The organism is Pseudomonas sp. GW821-FHT09C08, from assembly GCF_059418125.1.
On sequence record NZ_JBWKPG010000009.1, the window covers coordinates 148727 to 164082 of the forward strand.

General features: G+C 61.3%; 14 protein-coding genes. 4 read left to right on the plus strand and 10 right to left on the minus strand.

Features of this window, described 5'->3' with window-relative positions:
* Positions 1-3 precede the first annotated feature (3 nt).
* Together AC07OJ_RS26425 and AC07OJ_RS26430 are read right to left on the minus strand one after the other, a co-directional pair.
* Positions 4-528, minus strand: coding sequence for a sigma-70 family RNA polymerase sigma factor (locus tag AC07OJ_RS26425; RefSeq protein ID WP_495095483.1), 525 nt, complete (start codon positions 526-528; stop codon positions 4-6).
* Positions 529-665: 137 nt separating this feature from the next.
* Positions 666-845, minus strand: a complete 180-nt coding sequence (locus tag AC07OJ_RS26430) for a helix-turn-helix domain-containing protein (protein WP_065908876.1) — start codon at positions 843-845, stop codon at positions 666-668.
* Between the two features lie 75 nt (positions 846-920).
* Between AC07OJ_RS26430 and AC07OJ_RS26435 the strand changes: the two genes are divergently transcribed.
* The 4 genes from AC07OJ_RS26435 to nadA all read left to right on the plus strand — a co-directional run bounded on the left by AC07OJ_RS26435 (position 921) and on the right by nadA (position 5629).
* The gene (locus AC07OJ_RS26435; protein ID WP_065908878.1) at positions 921-1151 is read left to right on the plus strand and encodes a hexameric tyrosine-coordinated heme protein; all 231 of its coding nucleotides are present in this window, start codon (positions 921-923) and stop codon (positions 1149-1151) included.
* A 211-nt stretch (positions 1152-1362) separates the two neighbouring features.
* Positions 1363-2649, plus strand: a complete 1287-nt coding sequence (locus AC07OJ_RS26440) for an OmpP1/FadL family transporter (RefSeq protein WP_495095484.1) — start codon at positions 1363-1365, stop codon at positions 2647-2649.
* A gap of 128 nt (positions 2650-2777) precedes the next feature.
* Entirely contained in the window at positions 2778-4349 is a 1572-nt protein-coding gene (locus AC07OJ_RS26445) for a lactate dehydrogenase (protein ID WP_495095485.1), read from the plus strand.
* Between the two features lie 221 nt (positions 4350-4570).
* Positions 4571-5629, plus strand: a complete 1059-nt coding sequence (nadA, locus tag AC07OJ_RS26450; protein ID WP_016973251.1) for a quinolinate synthase NadA — start codon at positions 4571-4573, stop codon at positions 5627-5629.
* Between the two features lie 131 nt (positions 5630-5760).
* Here nadA and AC07OJ_RS26455 read toward each other — a convergent pair whose 3' ends face one another.
* From AC07OJ_RS26455 to AC07OJ_RS26490, 8 genes are all read right to left on the minus strand, one after another.
* On the minus strand, positions 5761-6249 hold the full coding sequence (locus tag AC07OJ_RS26455) for an RDD family protein (protein WP_065908882.1): 489 nt from the start codon (positions 6247-6249) through the stop codon (positions 5761-5763).
* A gap of 94 nt (positions 6250-6343) precedes the next feature.
* The gene (locus tag AC07OJ_RS26460; protein ID WP_003365337.1) at positions 6344-6556 is read right to left on the minus strand and encodes a cold-shock protein; all 213 of its coding nucleotides are present in this window, start codon (positions 6554-6556) and stop codon (positions 6344-6346) included.
* 389 nt (positions 6557-6945) lie between these two features.
* Entirely contained in the window at positions 6946-8070 is a 1125-nt protein-coding gene (gcvT, locus tag AC07OJ_RS26465; RefSeq protein ID WP_315414894.1) for a glycine cleavage system aminomethyltransferase GcvT, read from the minus strand.
* Between the two features lie 39 nt (positions 8071-8109).
* The gene (locus AC07OJ_RS26470; protein WP_065908886.1) at positions 8110-9486 is read right to left on the minus strand and encodes an L-serine ammonia-lyase; all 1377 of its coding nucleotides are present in this window, start codon (positions 9484-9486) and stop codon (positions 8110-8112) included.
* A gap of 189 nt (positions 9487-9675) precedes the next feature.
* Positions 9676-12516 carry an aminomethyl-transferring glycine dehydrogenase gene (gcvP, locus tag AC07OJ_RS26475; RefSeq protein ID WP_495095486.1) on the minus strand — a complete coding sequence of 947 codons (2841 nt, stop codon included), beginning with the start codon at positions 12514-12516 and terminating at the stop codon, positions 9676-9678.
* A gap of 10 nt (positions 12517-12526) precedes the next feature.
* Positions 12527-12910, minus strand: a complete 384-nt coding sequence (gcvH, locus tag AC07OJ_RS26480) for a glycine cleavage system protein GcvH (RefSeq protein WP_065908891.1) — start codon at positions 12908-12910, stop codon at positions 12527-12529.
* A 387-nt stretch (positions 12911-13297) separates the two neighbouring features.
* Entirely contained in the window at positions 13298-14806 is a 1509-nt protein-coding gene (gene gcsR, locus AC07OJ_RS26485) for a transcriptional regulator GcsR (protein WP_065908893.1), read from the minus strand.
* 184 nt (positions 14807-14990) lie between these two features.
* A complete protein-coding gene (locus tag AC07OJ_RS26490) occupies positions 14991-15353 on the minus strand; it encodes a DUF5064 family protein (protein WP_065908895.1) in 363 nt (120 codons plus the stop codon).
* Between the last annotated feature and the right edge of the window lie 3 nt (positions 15354-15356).

The following is a 15356-nucleotide window of genomic DNA, read 5'->3' on the forward strand; positions in this document are numbered from 1 at the left end:
GATTCAGCTCAGGGCCTCGTCCAGTTCTGCTTCGAGCAGCAGGCACTGAAACATGGCCTTGGCCATGTAATGGGTGACGGTCCGCGCGCTGACACCCAGTCGCTCACCGATGGCCTGGTAACTCAACCCCTGCAGTTGCGCGAGCAGGAATGCCTCGGCTACTTTCGACGGCAAGCGTTCCAACATGGTCTGGACCTGTTGCAGGGCCTCAAGCACCATCGCACGGTGCTCTTCCGATGGCATGCAATGCTCTGGGCGACTGGACAGCACCTCCAGCCACGCGCGTTCAACCCGTTGGCGCCGCCAGAAGTCCACGCAGACATGCCGCGACATGGCGCTGAGGTAAGCACGTGCATGGCCTTCACTGTCAAACGCCTTGGGCTTGCTCAGCAATCGCACGAATACGTCATGCGCCAACTCGGCGGCATCACTCGAATTACCCAGCTTCTTGTTCAGCCAGGCGCGCACCCAACCATGATGCTCTTGGTAGAGCCAGCCGACATTGGACAGATCTGGAGAGATGGGCATGACGCAAGCGCACTCCGTCGTCGGGTTCAGTACCCGAGCGGACTAATGGGAATTATTCTCAATATTAACCTTGGCGGCGCGCCTTCACAACCGCCAGGTACAAAGGCGCGCAGGCTCGCGCTGCACCCTCCGCGACTTCAGGGGCACGCTGTGGGTATCTGCTCGATAAAGTACTCGCAGATCAGCCGATCTTCGCGCAAGCACTGTTCTGTAGCCGGGCAGCCTGTCGCCTCGGAAAAGAAGCCCGCCATCGCCCGGCACACGCACTGCTCCTCGCGCACCACGCTGCCCACCGGGCAGGTGAAGTTGCGCACCATGAACCCACCGTCCTCGGCCGTGGCGTGGCGAAAGCCAATCCACGGTCCATGCAACCTATAAAAAGGCACACCCTGATGAGTTTGATACCGAACAATTCCCTGATCACCGCGACGCCTGAAGAAGGGCGCGAACTCGCCATCAAGATGTCCCGGCTGGTCATCAAGGCCACGCAGCCCGACGAGGCGGTACGTGGCCGCTTGCGCGATGTGTACGCCAATGACGCCGCCATGCTGATCAGCATTGGCCAGGTGGTAGCCACCGAATTTGCGACGATTGCGGCGGCGAACAGATACTGGAATCCATAAGATTGCCGGGCAGCCAATGGCCCGCGTTGGCTGCCTGGAACCGGCGGGTCAGATTCGGGTCAGGAGGTCAGAAATAGACGCGAAAAATCGACCAAAGTCTTTGAAATACCTAGGATTGTCTGACAATCCAGCAGATGAAAAACTCTTCATAAACCGCTCGCTCGAACGTTGGTAGCTTCCTCGTCGCTGCCCCATAATTCGAGTCCTAATAATGAATAACAAAACTCTTAAAGGCGCCTTGGCGCTCGCCGTTTCACTTGCCTCCACCCCGCTGTTCGCCGGTGGTTTCGCGCTCAACGAACAAAGCATCAGTTCAATGGGCACGGGCTACGCCGGTCGTTCCTCCTCTGCCGACGATGCCAGTACGGTGTTCGGCAACCCGGCCGGCATGTCCCGCCTCAAGCAGAATGAAGTGAGCATCGGGGCGACCTACCTCGATGCCAAGACGAACATCAAGGATGCCAGCTCGACCCAAGGCGGTGCCGACAACCCGGGTACCAACAAAGGCGATATGGTCCCTGGGATTGCCGTGCCGATGGGCTATCTGGTCACGCCGATCGATGAACACTGGGCATTCGGCCTCGGGATCTACGCGCCGTTTGGCCTGGTAACCGATTACGAACACAGCTTCCAGGGCAACGCCTTCGGCAACAAGAGCAAGGTCCAGGTCATCACCGTACAGCCGACGGTCAGCTACGCATTCAATGACAAGGTCTCGGTGGGTTTCGGGCCGACGTTCAACAAAATCAACGGCGAACTCGACTCCAAAGTGCCAGCGTTTGGCCTGGGCACCGAGGCGGTCAAGATCAAGGGTGACGACACTGCGACAGGTTTCAACGCCGGTATCCTGGTGCAGGCATTGGACTCTACCCGCGTCGGCGTGACCTACCACTCGCAAGTCGTCTACCACCTGAGTGGCCATACCAATGCCTCGGGGGTGCTCTCTGATCTGTTGGACGGCGGTTCGCAGCGTTATGACGCCAAGCTCAACGTCACCACACCGTCGTCCGTGGATTTCTCGGTCACTCACCAACTGACGGATGACTGGACCCTGTACGTGGGCAGCACCTACACCCGCTGGAGCCAGTTGAAGAAAATCACCGTCGACAATACCGGTGTATCGGACATCACCAGTGAGCTCGCCGGCCTGGACTCCATCACCGAACAGCAGCATTGGCACGACACCTGGTCCCATGCGATCGGCGCGGCGTATCGCGTCAACAAGCAACTGGTATTGCGCACCGGGTTCTCGGTTGACCAGACCCCGACTAACAACACCGACCGCTCCGTGCGCATTCCTACAGGGGACCGCACGGTTTTCAGCCTGGGGGCCGGTTGGACGCCAGTCGACAACCTGACTTTCGATGTGGCGTATTCCTACTTGAAGGAAGAGCCGATCAAGGTTCGTCAGACCCAACCTGCACTGGGCCTGACCTACGACGCCAAGTATGAAAATAGCGCCAATGGGTTCGGCGGTTCAGTGACTTACCGCTTTTAATCCGCGCCAGACAGCAAAGAGTCAGATTAACGTCGTGGCTCTTTGCTACTAATTTCCCCGCTGTCCCTGTCAATCATCCTGCGTCTTTGCTTAAATCAGAGGGTAAACATTCGAAGACAGGGATCGTCATGAGTACGCTGTTACCTATCAGTTCCGCCAATTCGCTGCCGATTCGGCCAGTGGAACCGTCACCCGTCACGCCGCCGCAGAGCAGCGTTGTCAGCACACGGCCTTCGTCGGTGGTCAACTTGGGCAACGTCGTGTCCGACACCCTTGCCGATACCTATTCCCGCCGCGGGCAATTGCCGGGCCAGGACATTGTGCGTGCCTGGGAAAGTGACAGCCAGGACACACTCAGCCGCGCGATCAATACCAACTTCAATTCGCCGTCCACTGCCAACCGCTTCAATGGCCTGGGCGCCAGCCTGGTTGAGCAGTTCGCCAAGAATGGCGCGGGCATTTCTCAGTCCGTGCTTTACGCGAGCGCCGATCGAGCGGACAGCGCCGGCGAGATCAAGACGGATCAAACTTTGCTGCACAGCAAAGCCGACAACCTGGTCAGCCTCAGCATCAAGACGGCCAGCGGCAAGACCGTGACCTTCAGCCTGTCCAGCCAGAAAGATGGCCTGGGTGTGCAGGCCAACGTCGAAGGCGGTGCTCTGAGCGCCGACGAACTCAAGGCGGTCGGCCAACTGGGCAGTGCCTTCCAGGCTGCGGCGGATGGGCTCACCGCTGTTCCGCCGAAACTCGACCTGGGCAACCTGACCCAATTTGACAGCAAAGTATTGGCGTCGGTGGACCTCAACACCACGCTCAAGACGCTGAACGGGCCTGACCTGAAACTGGCCTTTCACGCCGACAGCCAGAGCCGTACTACGCGCATGAGCAGCCTGAGCGGCGAGCTCAACCTGAGCGTCGACCTGAAAAACGCCTCGATCCTTGGCAATGCGCAGCAACAGGCCAAGGCGCTGAAAAGCTACCTGGCCCAGTTTGACCGTGCCCAGGAACGTGGCAGCGCCAAGGCCGAGCTGATGACCCAGTTCAAGGACGCCTTCAGCGCCCTGAACAGCAACTATCCACAGGGCGCGAGCCTCCCCGAGGCGCTGACCCGCAACCCGACGGACCAGGGCTTGTTGACGGGCCTGGCCGACTTCAAGGCGTCGATCAAACAGGCGGTCGATTCGTCTAACCCGATGCGCCCCTCTGAAGTCGACAGCTTCGCCTATGACGTGTCGCAGAAGACCCGCGTCGGCGGCAAAAGCGCGCTGGACCGCAGCGTGAGCCAGGATCAGCAATCGAGTCTTTCCGCCAGCTTCCACAAGGGGCTCAAGGGGGGGAAGGCGCCTGAGCTGAGCGGCGATCCAAACTCGCAGAATTATCTCTATATACAGGTGGAGGATAAGGCCAGCAGCTCTGCCAACATCGCCTACAAGGATGGCCTGCTGACCAACGCCTCGGTCGCGCAAACGGCCAGCCAGAACACCCGCACGCAGCAATACGTGATGGGCAAGCTCGTGGATGAGACCAACGTGCCGAAGGAAGCCACTGTCCAGCGTGACTACCTGGTGCTGCTGGAGTACGCGGCCAAGGAAAGCAAAAAGTCCAAGGACGCCCTGGAAGAGTCCACGTTAAAGGACGCCCTGGCCAACATGCAGGCCTCGGTTCTGCTGCAGAACGATCCTTCCGCCCTCGTTCGCTGATCCTTGTGCACGAGCCGGCTTGCCGGCTCGTGTGCTGGAGGTGAATCGCGTCGTCATTCCCGCCCCAGATTAGGCTTTTGAATCCATTCGATATTCTGTAGCCTTGCGCAGCTTCACCCGTGCTTGATGAACACAATCACTTCGTCCGGCGGCGCCCGTAGGGTTCCAGAGCCGGTGGTACACTCGACTTTCGCGCAACTGCGCCTGCAGGTCTTGCGAACATGACGCAAATTTCCGAACGCCTACTGGTTCAAGCCCACCTCGACGCCAAGCAGCCTAAAGCCCTCAGCGCCGATGAGGAGGCGAGCCTGCGTGCCGCCATCGCCGCCGAGCTCAAGGCTCAGGACGCGGTGCTGGTTGCCCACTTCTACTGCGACCCGGTGATTCAGGCCCTGGCCGAAGAAACCGGTGGCTGTGTCTCAGATTCCCTGGAAATGGCGCGCTTCGGCGCCGCTCACCCGGCCAAGACCGTATTGGTCGCCGGCGTGCGTTTCATGGGCGAGACCGCGAAAATCCTCACACCGGAAAAACGCATCCTGATGCCGACCCTGGAAGCCACGTGCTCCCTGGACCTCGGTTGCCCGGTGGATGAGTTTTCGGCGTTCTGCGACCAGCACCCTGAGCGGACCGTGGTGGTGTATGCCAACACCTCGGCGGCGGTCAAGGCGCGTGCTGATTGGGTGGTGACGTCCAGCTGCGCGCTGGAAATCGTCGAAAGCCTGATGGACAACGGCGAAACCATTATCTGGGGCCCGGACAAACACCTGGGCACCTATATCCAGCGCCAGACCGGAGCCGACATGTTGCTGTGGGACGGTGCCTGCATCGTCCACGAAGAGTTCAAGTCCAAGCAATTGGAAGACATGAAGGCGCTGTACCCGGACGCAGCGATCCTGGTGCACCCGGAGTCGCCGACGTCGGTGATTGAACTGGCTGATGCCGTGGGGTCCACCAGCCAGTTGATCGCGGCGGCCCAGCGTTTGCCGAACAAGACATTTATCGTGGCGACCGATCGCGGCATCTTCTACAAGATGCAGCAGCTGTGCCCGGACAAGGTCTTTGTCGAAGCGCCAACCGCCGGTAATGGCGCGGCGTGCCGCAGCTGCGCGCACTGCCCATGGATGGCGATGAACACGCTGGAGCGCACCCTGCAATGCCTGCGTGAGGGCAGTAACGAGATCTTCGTCGAGCCTTCGGTGATCCCCCACGCCGTGCGCCCGCTCAAGCGCATGTTGGACTTCACCCAGGCCGCGCGCCTGAAACTGGCCGGCAACGCCTGATCTTGAGCTGGCGCGGTTAAAAATGTGGGAGCTGGCTTGCCTGCGATGGCATCACCTCGGTCTGCTGGATAAACCGAGGCGCTTGCATCGCAGGCAAGCCAGCGCCCACATTTGATTTTCGTCGTTGCGGATTACTTCTTTTTCTTCGGAATCTGCACCAGTTGGGTGTCGGAATAGATGTCATGCCAGCTGCGCTTGCGCTTGTCGAACAGCGACCAGATAAACCCCAGCCCCACGCACAACCACGACGCAATCGACACCACAAAGCGCAGCAGCGCCTGCCACAGGCTGATGCGTGAGCCGTCGGCGTTCTGCACGCGCACACCCCACACCTGCATGCCCAGCGTCTGCCCCGAATGGGTCCAGAACTTGGCAAAAAACCCGAACAGCACAAAAAACAGAATCGTCGACAGCAACGGATCCCCATCCAGCGCGCCGGACTCGGTGAGAGTGCGCATCTTGGCTTCGCCGATAAACGCCATCCACACCAGCTTGTAGATGAACGCCGTGACGATCAGCAGCGCCGTGCACAACAGAAAGTCATAGAACATCGCTGCCAGACGACGGCCCAGGCCAACGGCGGGGAATTCGCCTTGGGGGCTCAGCAAGGGTTTGGACATGGCAGGCTCTCTTGGGAAAAAAGCCATTTTACGAGCAAACGCACATAAAAAAGCCCCTGATGTCACCATCAGGGGCTTTTTGTCGCAGCAGGGATCAGCCTTCTGCTTGTACTTCGTCAGCCTGCATGCCTTTCTGGCCTTGCACGGCAACGAAGGTCACTTTCTGGCCTTCTTTCAGGCTCTTGAAGCCGTTGCCCTGAATAGCGCGGAAATGCACGAACAGATCCGGACCGCTTTCTGGAGTGATAAAACCAAACCCTTTCTCGTCGTTAAACCACTTGACGGTACCGCTCTGACGTTCAGCCATTTTCTTATTTCCTTGACGCTAAAAATTAATGACAGCCCCTTTCACATGAAAGAGTACTGGGCTGGGTTGCAGGAAAGTAAGAGACGTCGAACGGGTTGTAGCAAACTTTGGCTACTGCCCAGGTCCAGGTTCCAAGCGACCCATGCAAACACAGTGAACAAACTCTACGCCAACTACTGGAGAAAAAACAAGCCCCGGGCAAGCCCTTGGTTTTGCTTGGCTGTATGACACTTCGGTCAACATTTGGGATCTGACTTATTCGATAGAGTTGTTCACTTGTTATAGCCCGGTGCTGATAACAATGACTATCGTCAATGCACTGTTTTATGGCGGTTGCGTTACAGTTTAGTGCACGTTAACGCAACCGCGTTACTTATAGGAACAGTCAATCAGCCACGATAGTAACGCTGTGGCACAAATGGCATTTTGCTTACACGAAGTGGCACTTTTTTCCCACGCACCAGCGCGAATACTTGGGTGTCGAGCGCGACGAATGCACTGTCCAGATAACCCATGGCCAGCGGGCCGCCCAGTGTCGGGCCAAAGCCACCGCTGCACACACTGCCAACCACGGTGCCGTGTTCGTCGACGATCTCGGCGCCTTCACGCACCGGTGTGCGCTCTTGTGGCAGCAGGCCAACGCGTTTGCGCTTCACTCCGGCCTGCTGCTGGCTGAAGATGCGGTCGGCGCCGGGGAAACCACCGGCACGCGGGCCGTCGGCACGGCGGGCCTTGGAGATCGCCCACAGCAGGCTGGCTTCGATCGGCGTGGTCTCGGTGTTCATGTCGTGGCCGTAGAGGCACAGGCCGGCTTCCAGGCGCAGTGAGTCACGGGCGCCCAGGCCGATCGGCTGCACTTCGGTCTCGGCCAGCAGGCTGCGGGCCAGGCTTTCGGCGCTGGCGGCGGGCACGGAAATCTCGAAGCCGTCTTCACCGGTGTAGCCGGAGCGGCTGACGTAGCAGTCCACGCCCAACAAACGCAGGGAGGCGAACTGCATGAAGGTCATCCCGGTGACTTCCGGTGCCAGGCGCGCGAGCACCTTGACCGCCGCCGGGCCTTGCAGGGCGAGCAGGGCGCGCGCCTCGAACAGTGGCTCGATGCTGCACTGGTCGCCGATATGCTGGCGCAGGTGGGCCAGGTCCTGGTCCTTGCAGGCGGCGTTGACCACTAGGAACAGCTCGTCGTTACCCAGGTTGGCCACCATCAGGTCGTCGAGGATGCCGCCCTGCTCGTTGGTGAACATCGCGTAGCGCTGCATGCCCACCGGCAGGTCGATGATGTCGACTGGGACCAGGGTCTCCAGGGCCTTGGCGGCATTGGCGCCAGTGAGGCGAATCTGGCCCATGTGCGACACGTCGAACAGCCCGGCCTGGTCACGGGTGTGCAGGTGTTCCTTCATCACGCCGAGCGGGTATTGCACCGGCATGTCGTAGCCGGCGAACGGCACCATGCGGGCGCCCAGTTCGAGGTGCAGGGCATGCAACGGGGTTTTCAACAGGGTTTCGGTGGACATATTCAGCTCCTGAAAAACGTGCTGGCGCGCTTGTCGGCGTCAGCACTCGATAATGTTGACCGCCAAACCGCCACGGGCGGTTTCCTTGTATTTGCTTTTCATGTCGGCGCCGGTCTGGCGCATGGTGCGGATGACTTTGTCGAGGGAGACGAAGTGTTGCCCGTCACCGCGCAAGGCCATGCGCACCGCATTGATGGCCTTGACCGAGCCCATGGCGTTGCGTTCGATGCAGGGCACCTGCACCAGCCCGCCGATAGGGTCACAGGTCAGGCCGAGGTTGTGTTCCATGCCGATCTCGGCGGCGTTTTCGACTTGCGAGACGCTGCCGCCCAGCACTTCGCACAGCGCGCCGGCGGCCATCGAGCAGGCCACGCCGACTTCACCCTGGCAGCCGACTTCGGCGCCGGAGATCGAGGCGTTTTCCTTGTACAAAATGCCGATGGCGGCGGCGGTGAGCAGAAAGCGCACCACACCATCCTCGTTCGCGCCGGGGATAAAGCGCATGTAGTAATGCAGCACCGCCGGCACGATCCCGGCCGCACCGTTGGTGGGCGCGGTGACCACACGCCCGCCGTTGGCGTTTTCTTCGTTGACTGCCAGGGCGTACAGGTTGACCCAGTCCAGCACCGACAACGGGTCGCGCAGCGCCGATTCAGGATGCTTGCACAGTTGCCGATGCAGGGCCGCAGCGCGGCGCTTGACCTTCAAGCCGCCGGGCAGAATCCCCTCGTTGCGACAACCGGCGGCCACGCAGTCCTGCATCACTTGCCAGATCTTCAGCAAGCCGGCGCGGGTTTCCGCTTCCGGGCGCCAGGCGCTTTCATTGGTCAGCATCACCTGGCTGATGGACAACCCGTAGGTGGTGCAATGGCCGAGCAAATCCTTGGCGTGCTTGAACGGGAAGGTCAGGGGCGTGGCGTCTTCGACGATCCGGTCGGCGCCGGCGGCGTCTTCATCCACGACAAAACCGCCGCCGACCGAATAGTACTCGCGGCTGCGAATCTGGATACCGGCCGCATCAAAGGCACGAAAGATCATGCCGTTGGGGTGGTAGGCCAGGGGTTTGCGAATCATCGCCAGGTGTTCTTTCTCGTTGAACGCGATGCTGTGTTCACCGAGCAGGTTCAAGCGACCGTCGCTGCGCATCTGCGCCAGGCGCGCGGCCACGGTTTCGGTATTCACGGTGTCCGGGTGTTCGCCTTCCAGGCCCAGCAACACGGCCTTGTCGCTGCCGTGGCCTTTGCCGGTGGCGCCGAGAGAGCCATAGAGTTCCACCTTGATGCCGGTGGTGGCGCCCAGCAGGTCGTCACGGCGCAGCCCTTCGACGAAACGGGCGGCGGCGCGCATCGGGCCGACGGTGTGGGAACTGGAGGGGCCGATGCCAATCTTGAACAGGTCGAACACGCTAAGGGACATGGTTGTTCTCCGGTTTCTTATTATTGATCGGATGTACGCGGCCCAATGTGGGAGCCAGGCTTTTGTGGGAGCTGGCTTGCCTGCGATAGCATCACCTTGGCCTACTGGGTAGACCGAGGTGCTTGCATCGCAGGCAAGCCAGCTCCCACAAAAGCCAGCTCCCACAAAGACCGCGTTGTAGCCGTCGGGTTACGCGTAGCTCTCGATCGACGGGCAAGCGCAGACCAGGTTGCGATCGCCAAACACGTTGTCGACGCGGCCAACCGGCGGCCAGTACTTGCTTTCGATCAGCGAAGCAACCGGGTACACCGCTTGTTCACGGCTGTATGGGTGGCTCCATTCGCCGACCAGTTCCGCTGCGGTGTGCGGGGCGTTTTTCAGCGGGTTGTCGTCCTTGTCCAGGGTGCCGTTTTCCACCGCGCGGATTTCTTCGCGGATGGCGATCATCGCGTTGCAGAAGCGATCCAGTTCTTCCTTGGATTCGCTCTCGGTCGGCTCGATCATCAGCGTGCCGGCCACCGGGAACGACATGGTCGGCGCGTGGAAGCCGAAGTCGATCAGGCGCTTGGCCACGTCATCCACGCTGATGCCGCTGCTGTCCTTCAGTGGGCGCAGGTCGAGGATGCACTCGTGGGCCACCAGGCCATTGCTGCCGGTGTAGAGCACTGGGTAGTGCTCTTCCAGGCGACGGGAAATGTAGTTGGCATTCAGGATCGCCAGCTGCGAAGCGCGCTTGAGGCCCGCGCCGCCCATCATGCTGATGTACATCCAGGTGATCGGCAAAATGCTCGCGCTGCCGAACGGCGCCGCGCACACCGCGCCCTCCTTGCGTTCCATGGCCGCATGGCCCGGCAGGAATGGCGTGAGGTGCGACTTGACGCCAATCGGGCCGACGCCCGGGCCGCCACCGCCGTGTGGAATGCAGAAGGTCTTGTGCAGGTTCAGGTGGGACACGTCGCCACCGAACTTGCCCGGTGCGCACAGGCCGACCATCGCGTTCATGTTGGCGCCGTCGATGTACACCTGGCCGCCGTTGTCGTGAATGATCGCGCAGATTTCGCGGATGCCTTCTTCGAACACGCCGTGGGTCGACGGGTAGGTGATCATCAGCGCGGCGAGGTGCTCGCGGTGCTCGATGGCCTTGGCGCGCAGGTCTTCGATGTCGACGTTGCCACGTGCATCGCACGCGGTGACCACGACGCGCATACCGGCCATGTTGGCGGTAGCCGGGTTGGTGCCGTGGGCCGACGACGGGATCAGGCAGATGTCGCGACGTGCTTCGCCACGGCTCTGGTGATACGCACGAATCGCCAGCAGGCCGGCGTACTCGCCCTGGGAACCGGCGTTCGGTTGCAGCGAGATTGCGTCATAACCGGTGGCCGCGCAGAGCATGGCTTCCAGCTCGGACGTCAGCTGCAGGTAGCCGGCGCTTTGCGAGGCTGGGGCGAAGGGGTGCAGGGCACCGAACTCGGCCCAGGTCACCGGGATCATTTCGCTGGCGGCGTTGAGCTTCATGGTGCACGAGCCCAGCGGGATCATGGTGCGGTCCAGGGCCAGGTCCTTGTCGGCCAGCTTGCGCAGGTAGCGCATCAGCTCGGTTTCCGAGTGATAACGGTTGAACACCGGGTGGCTGAGGATTGGTGACTGGCGCAGTTGCGCGGCAGGCAGGCGGCTTTCCACCTTGGCGGCGAAGTCCGGCAGGGCCTTGCCATCGGCGAAGATCGACCACAGGGTCTCGATATCGGCCTGGGTGGTGGTTTCGTCGACCGACAGGCCGACACGCCCGGCATCCACCACACGCAGGTTGATGCGCTGGGCGCGCGCCTTGTCGTGCAGGGCCGCGGTTTGGGCGCCGGTGTTGAGGGTCAGGGTGTCGAAGAAGTGTTCCTGCTCGACTTTCAGGCCCAGGGCGGTCAGGCCGCTGGCCAGGATCGCGGTGAGCTGGTGCACGCGCTGGGCAATCTGCGTCAGGCCTTTGGGGCCGTGGTACACGGCATACATGCTGGCGATGTTGGCCAGCAGCACCTGGGCAGTACAGATGTTACTCGTGGCCTTCTCGCGGCGGATATGTTGCTCGCGGGTCTGCATGGCCAGGCGCAGTGCCGGCTTGCCGAAACGGTCGACGGAGACACCGACCAGCCGGCCCGGCATGTCGCGCTTGAACGCATCCTTGGTGGAGAAGTACGCCGCGTGCGGGCCGCCGAAGCCCAGCGGCACGCCGAAGCGTTGTGCGCTGCCGATGGCCACGTCGGCACCGAACTCACCCGGCGGGGTCAGCAGGGTCAGGGCCAGCAGGTCGGCGGCCACCGCCACCAGGGCGTTGGCGGCGTGGAAGCGTTCGGTCAGCTCGCGGTAGTCGAACACATCACCGTTGCTGGCCGGGTATTGCAGCAGGGCGCCAAAGAATGCGCTGACGTCGCTCAGTTCGCGCTCATCGCCGACCACTACGTCGATGCCCAGGGGCTCGGCACGGGTGCGCAGTACGTCGAGGGTCTGCGGGTGGCTGTGGATCGAGGCGAAGAAGGCATTGCTGCCCTTGTTCTTGCTCAGGCGCTTGCAGAAGGTCATGGCTTCGGCGGCGGCGGTGGCTTCGTCGAGCAACGACGCGTTGGCGATCGGCAGGCCGGTGAGGTCGCTGATCAGGGTCTGGAAGTTCAGCAGCGCTTCCAGGCGGCCCTGGGAAATCTCTGGCTGGTACGGGGTGTAGGCGGTGTACCAGGCCGGGTTTTCCAGCAGGTTGCGCAGGATCGGCGACGGCGTGTGGCAGTTGTAGTAGCCCTGGCCGATGTAGGTCTTGAACAGTTGGTTCTGGCCGGCGATGGTCTTGATCTTGGCCAGGGCCTCGGCTTCGCTGAGGCCGTCTTCCAGGCCGAGCACGCTGGTGCCCTTGATGCTTTCCGGGATCACGCTGGCGCTCAGGGCTTCCAGGGAGTCAAAGCCCAGGCTCGCCAGCATGAGCTGCTCGTCTTCCTGGCGCGGGCCGATGTGGCGGGCGATGAATTCGTTGGCGGTGCTCAAATTAACAGTCATGGCGCGCTCCTCAGGCTTGGGCGTTGGCTTTGATCAGACGGTCGTACGCGTCCTGATCCAACAGTTTAGCGACCGCCTCGGCATCGGCCGGTTTAAAGCGGAAGAACCAGCCTTCGCCCATCGGGTCTTCGTTGACCAATTCCGGGCTGGCGTCGAGCTTGTCGTTCACTTCGAGGACTTCACCGTCCAACGGCATGTACACGCCGCTGGCGGCCTTGACCGACTCAACGGTGGACGCTTCGGCGCCCTTGTCGTAGGACTGCAGCTCCGGCAGTTGCACGAAAACCACATCACCCAGCGCGTTCTGCGCAAAAGCGGTGATACCCACGGTGACGCTGCCATCGGCTTCGGCGCGCAGCCATTCGTGATCTTCAGTGAAACGCAACTCGCTCATGGAAACTCCTCGGGGCCAGATTCGTCTGGTGGACGGGATTGGAATAATGAGGAGTTGCTTAGCAATATCGCGGCCAACGTCATTAAGTCTTTATAAATCAATGAGTTAATAAAATTGGCAATGACGATATAAATGTCGGCTGTAGCGATTTCGCTACAGTGCGACGCCAGAAAAAAAGCCTATGTGGATCAAAGCCTTGCATGGCGCGCAAAAAACAGGGTTGTAGCGATATCGTTACGCTGTAGCGCTTTCAGTACAGGTGGGAGTCGCTTTTGATATTAGCGTTGGAATGCAATCACTGTGGGAGCTGGCTTGCCTGCGATAGCGGTGTTGACCGACTCACCGCTATCGCAGGCAAGCCAGCTCCCACATGTTCACTACGTTCAGTCAGGGCTTGTTGGGAATGCCGTACTTGCGCAGGCGATGGGCGATGGCGGTGTGCGAGGTTTGCAGGCGGCTGGCCAGCTGGCGCGTGGACGGATAGCTGGCATACAGCTTCTCCAGCAACCCGCGCTCGAAATCTTCCACCGCCTGCTCGAGGCTGTCGACTTCACCATCGTTCTGGCGCGCGACCGAGGTGCCGGCGATGTCCAGGTCGCCGATATCCACCAGGCTGCTTTCGCAGATGGCCGCGGCGCGGAAGATCACGTTCTGCAACTGGCGCACATTCCCCGGCCAGCGGTTGCCCAGCAGCGCGGGATAAGTGCCGGGTGCCAGGCGACACACCGGGCGCTGGATCTGCGCGCAGGCCTGCTGCATGAAGTAGCGCGCCAGCAGCAGGATGTCCTGGCCGCGTTCGCGCAGCGGCGGCACTTCGACATTGAGCACGTTGAGGCGGTAGAACAGGTCTTCGCGGAAGGTACCTTCGCTGACCATCTTTTCCAGGTCGCGGTGGGTCGCGCTGAGAATGCGCACATTGACCTTCACTTCGCGGTCGCCGCCGACCCGACGGAAGCTGCCGTCATTGAGAAAACGCAGCAGCTTGGCCTGCAGGTACGGCGACATTTCGCCGATTTCATCCAGGAACACCGTGCCCTGGTTGGCCAGCTCCATCAGCCCCGGCTTGCCGCCGCGCTGCGCACCGGTGAACGCGCCGGGGGCGTAGCCGAACAGTTCACTCTCGGCGAGGTTCTCCGGCAGCGCCGCGCAGTTCAGCGCCAAAAACGGTGCACTGTGCCGCGCGCTGATGGCGTGGCAGGCCCGCGCCACCAGCTCCTTGCCGGTGCCGGTTTCGCCCTGGATCAGCAGCGGTGCATCCAGCGCCGCCACCCGTTGTGCGCGTGCCTTGAGCGTACGGATCACCGGGGACTCGCCCAGCAGCGCGTCAAAGCCCTCGGCGTGGTCATGGTGCAGCGCCGACAGTTGTTCACCGATGCGGTTGGGCTGATAGAGGGTGAGCAGGGCGCCGGCGTCGGTGATCGGCGTGGCGTCGAGCAGCAAGGTCTGGCCGTTGACGCTGATCTCGCGCAGCGGCAGGCGGAAGCCGTGTTCCAGCAAGGTGTCGAGCAGCGGCGGGTCATTGAACAGCTCGGCGATGCTTTCCCCGGCCGGTTCGCGACCGTACAGCGCGATCAACGCCGGGTTGGCCAGCAGGATCTTGCCCGCGCTGTCCAGCGCCAGTACCGGGTCGGTCATGGCCGCCAGCAGGGCGTCGAGTTGCAAGTGGCGGCGTTGGCCGGGAAGGATGTCCACCACGGTCACTGCCTGCACGCCATGCACGCTGAATAGCGCGTCACGCAGCTCTTCGAGCACCTCGGCGCTGAGGGTCGGCGCATCGATGTACACGTTGGGCGGGACCATCTCCACGGCATCCAGGTTGAGGTTGCGCCCACCGAGCAAGGCCAGGACTTCCTGGGTGATACCGACGCGGTCGATGAAGCTGACGTGGATACGCATGGGGCGAATGTTGGTTCTGGCGTACTGAGGGTGGCCAGTATGCCTGACAGGTGATGGAGATCAAAAATGTGGGAGCGGGCTTGCTCGCGAATACGGTGCGTCAGTGAAAAAATTGCTGACTGACACACTGCATTCGCGAGCAAGCCCGCTCCCACATTTGAGTGTGGGTGTCGGGGGCGTCGGGCTATTCGAGGTGTTCAGGTTTGATCGGGTCCCCGGGCTTCACATCCAGCTGATGCCGCACATCCTCGAACATCAAGTCGTACTGCTTGTGCATCGAGCCGTTCAACACCGCGATCTTCGGCATCCCGTATTTCTGCGCGATGTTCATCGCATGCCGGGCAAAATCAAACGCTTGATCCTTGGGCAGGAAGAACTCTTCCTTGAGGTCCTTGCCCTGCACCGAACCGTGCAGCTTGAAGAGCATTCCCTTGCCTTCCTTTGGGTCCTGGCTGACCTCGTAGTCGATGCACAGGTTGTAGCTGTAGTCGTCCTTGTTGAGCGCGTGACGTTCGACATGCAAGTGACCGGGTTCAAAGGTGGCCATAGG

What these genes read in the sequence shown, in the direction of transcription:
- AC07OJ_RS26425 (WP_495095483.1), bottom strand. Translation starts at nt 528, where the DNA reads ATGCCCATCTCTCCAGATCTGTCCAATGTCGGCTGGCTCTACCAAGAG.
- AC07OJ_RS26430 (WP_065908876.1), bottom strand. Translation starts at nt 845, where the DNA reads ATGGTGCGCAACTTCACCTGCCCGGTGGGCAGCGTGGTGCGCGAGGAG.
- AC07OJ_RS26435 (WP_065908878.1), top strand. Translation starts at nt 921, where the DNA reads ATGAGTTTGATACCGAACAATTCCCTGATCACCGCGACGCCTGAAGAA.
- AC07OJ_RS26440 (WP_495095484.1), top strand. Translation starts at nt 1,363, where the DNA reads ATGAATAACAAAACTCTTAAAGGCGCCTTGGCGCTCGCCGTTTCACTT.
- AC07OJ_RS26445 (WP_495095485.1), top strand. Translation starts at nt 2,778, where the DNA reads ATGAGTACGCTGTTACCTATCAGTTCCGCCAATTCGCTGCCGATTCGG.
- nadA (WP_016973251.1), top strand. Translation starts at nt 4,571, where the DNA reads ATGACGCAAATTTCCGAACGCCTACTGGTTCAAGCCCACCTCGACGCC.
- AC07OJ_RS26455 (WP_065908882.1), bottom strand. Translation starts at nt 6,249, where the DNA reads ATGTCCAAACCCTTGCTGAGCCCCCAAGGCGAATTCCCCGCCGTTGGC.
- AC07OJ_RS26460 (WP_003365337.1), bottom strand. Translation starts at nt 6,556, where the DNA reads ATGGCTGAACGTCAGAGCGGTACCGTCAAGTGGTTTAACGACGAGAAA.
- gcvT (WP_315414894.1), bottom strand. Translation starts at nt 8,070, where the DNA reads ATGTCCACCGAAACCCTGTTGAAAACCCCGTTGCATGCCCTGCACCTC.
- AC07OJ_RS26470 (WP_065908886.1), bottom strand. Translation starts at nt 9,486, where the DNA reads ATGTCCCTTAGCGTGTTCGACCTGTTCAAGATTGGCATCGGCCCCTCC.
- gcvP (WP_495095486.1), bottom strand. Translation starts at nt 12,516, where the DNA reads ATGACTGTTAATTTGAGCACCGCCAACGAATTCATCGCCCGCCACATC.
- gcvH (WP_065908891.1), bottom strand. Translation starts at nt 12,910, where the DNA reads ATGAGCGAGTTGCGTTTCACTGAAGATCACGAATGGCTGCGCGCCGAA.
- gcsR (WP_065908893.1), bottom strand. Translation starts at nt 14,806, where the DNA reads ATGCGTATCCACGTCAGCTTCATCGACCGCGTCGGTATCACCCAGGAA.
- AC07OJ_RS26490 (WP_065908895.1), bottom strand. Translation starts at nt 15,353, where the DNA reads ATGGCCACCTTTGAACCCGGTCACTTGCATGTCGAACGTCACGCGCTC.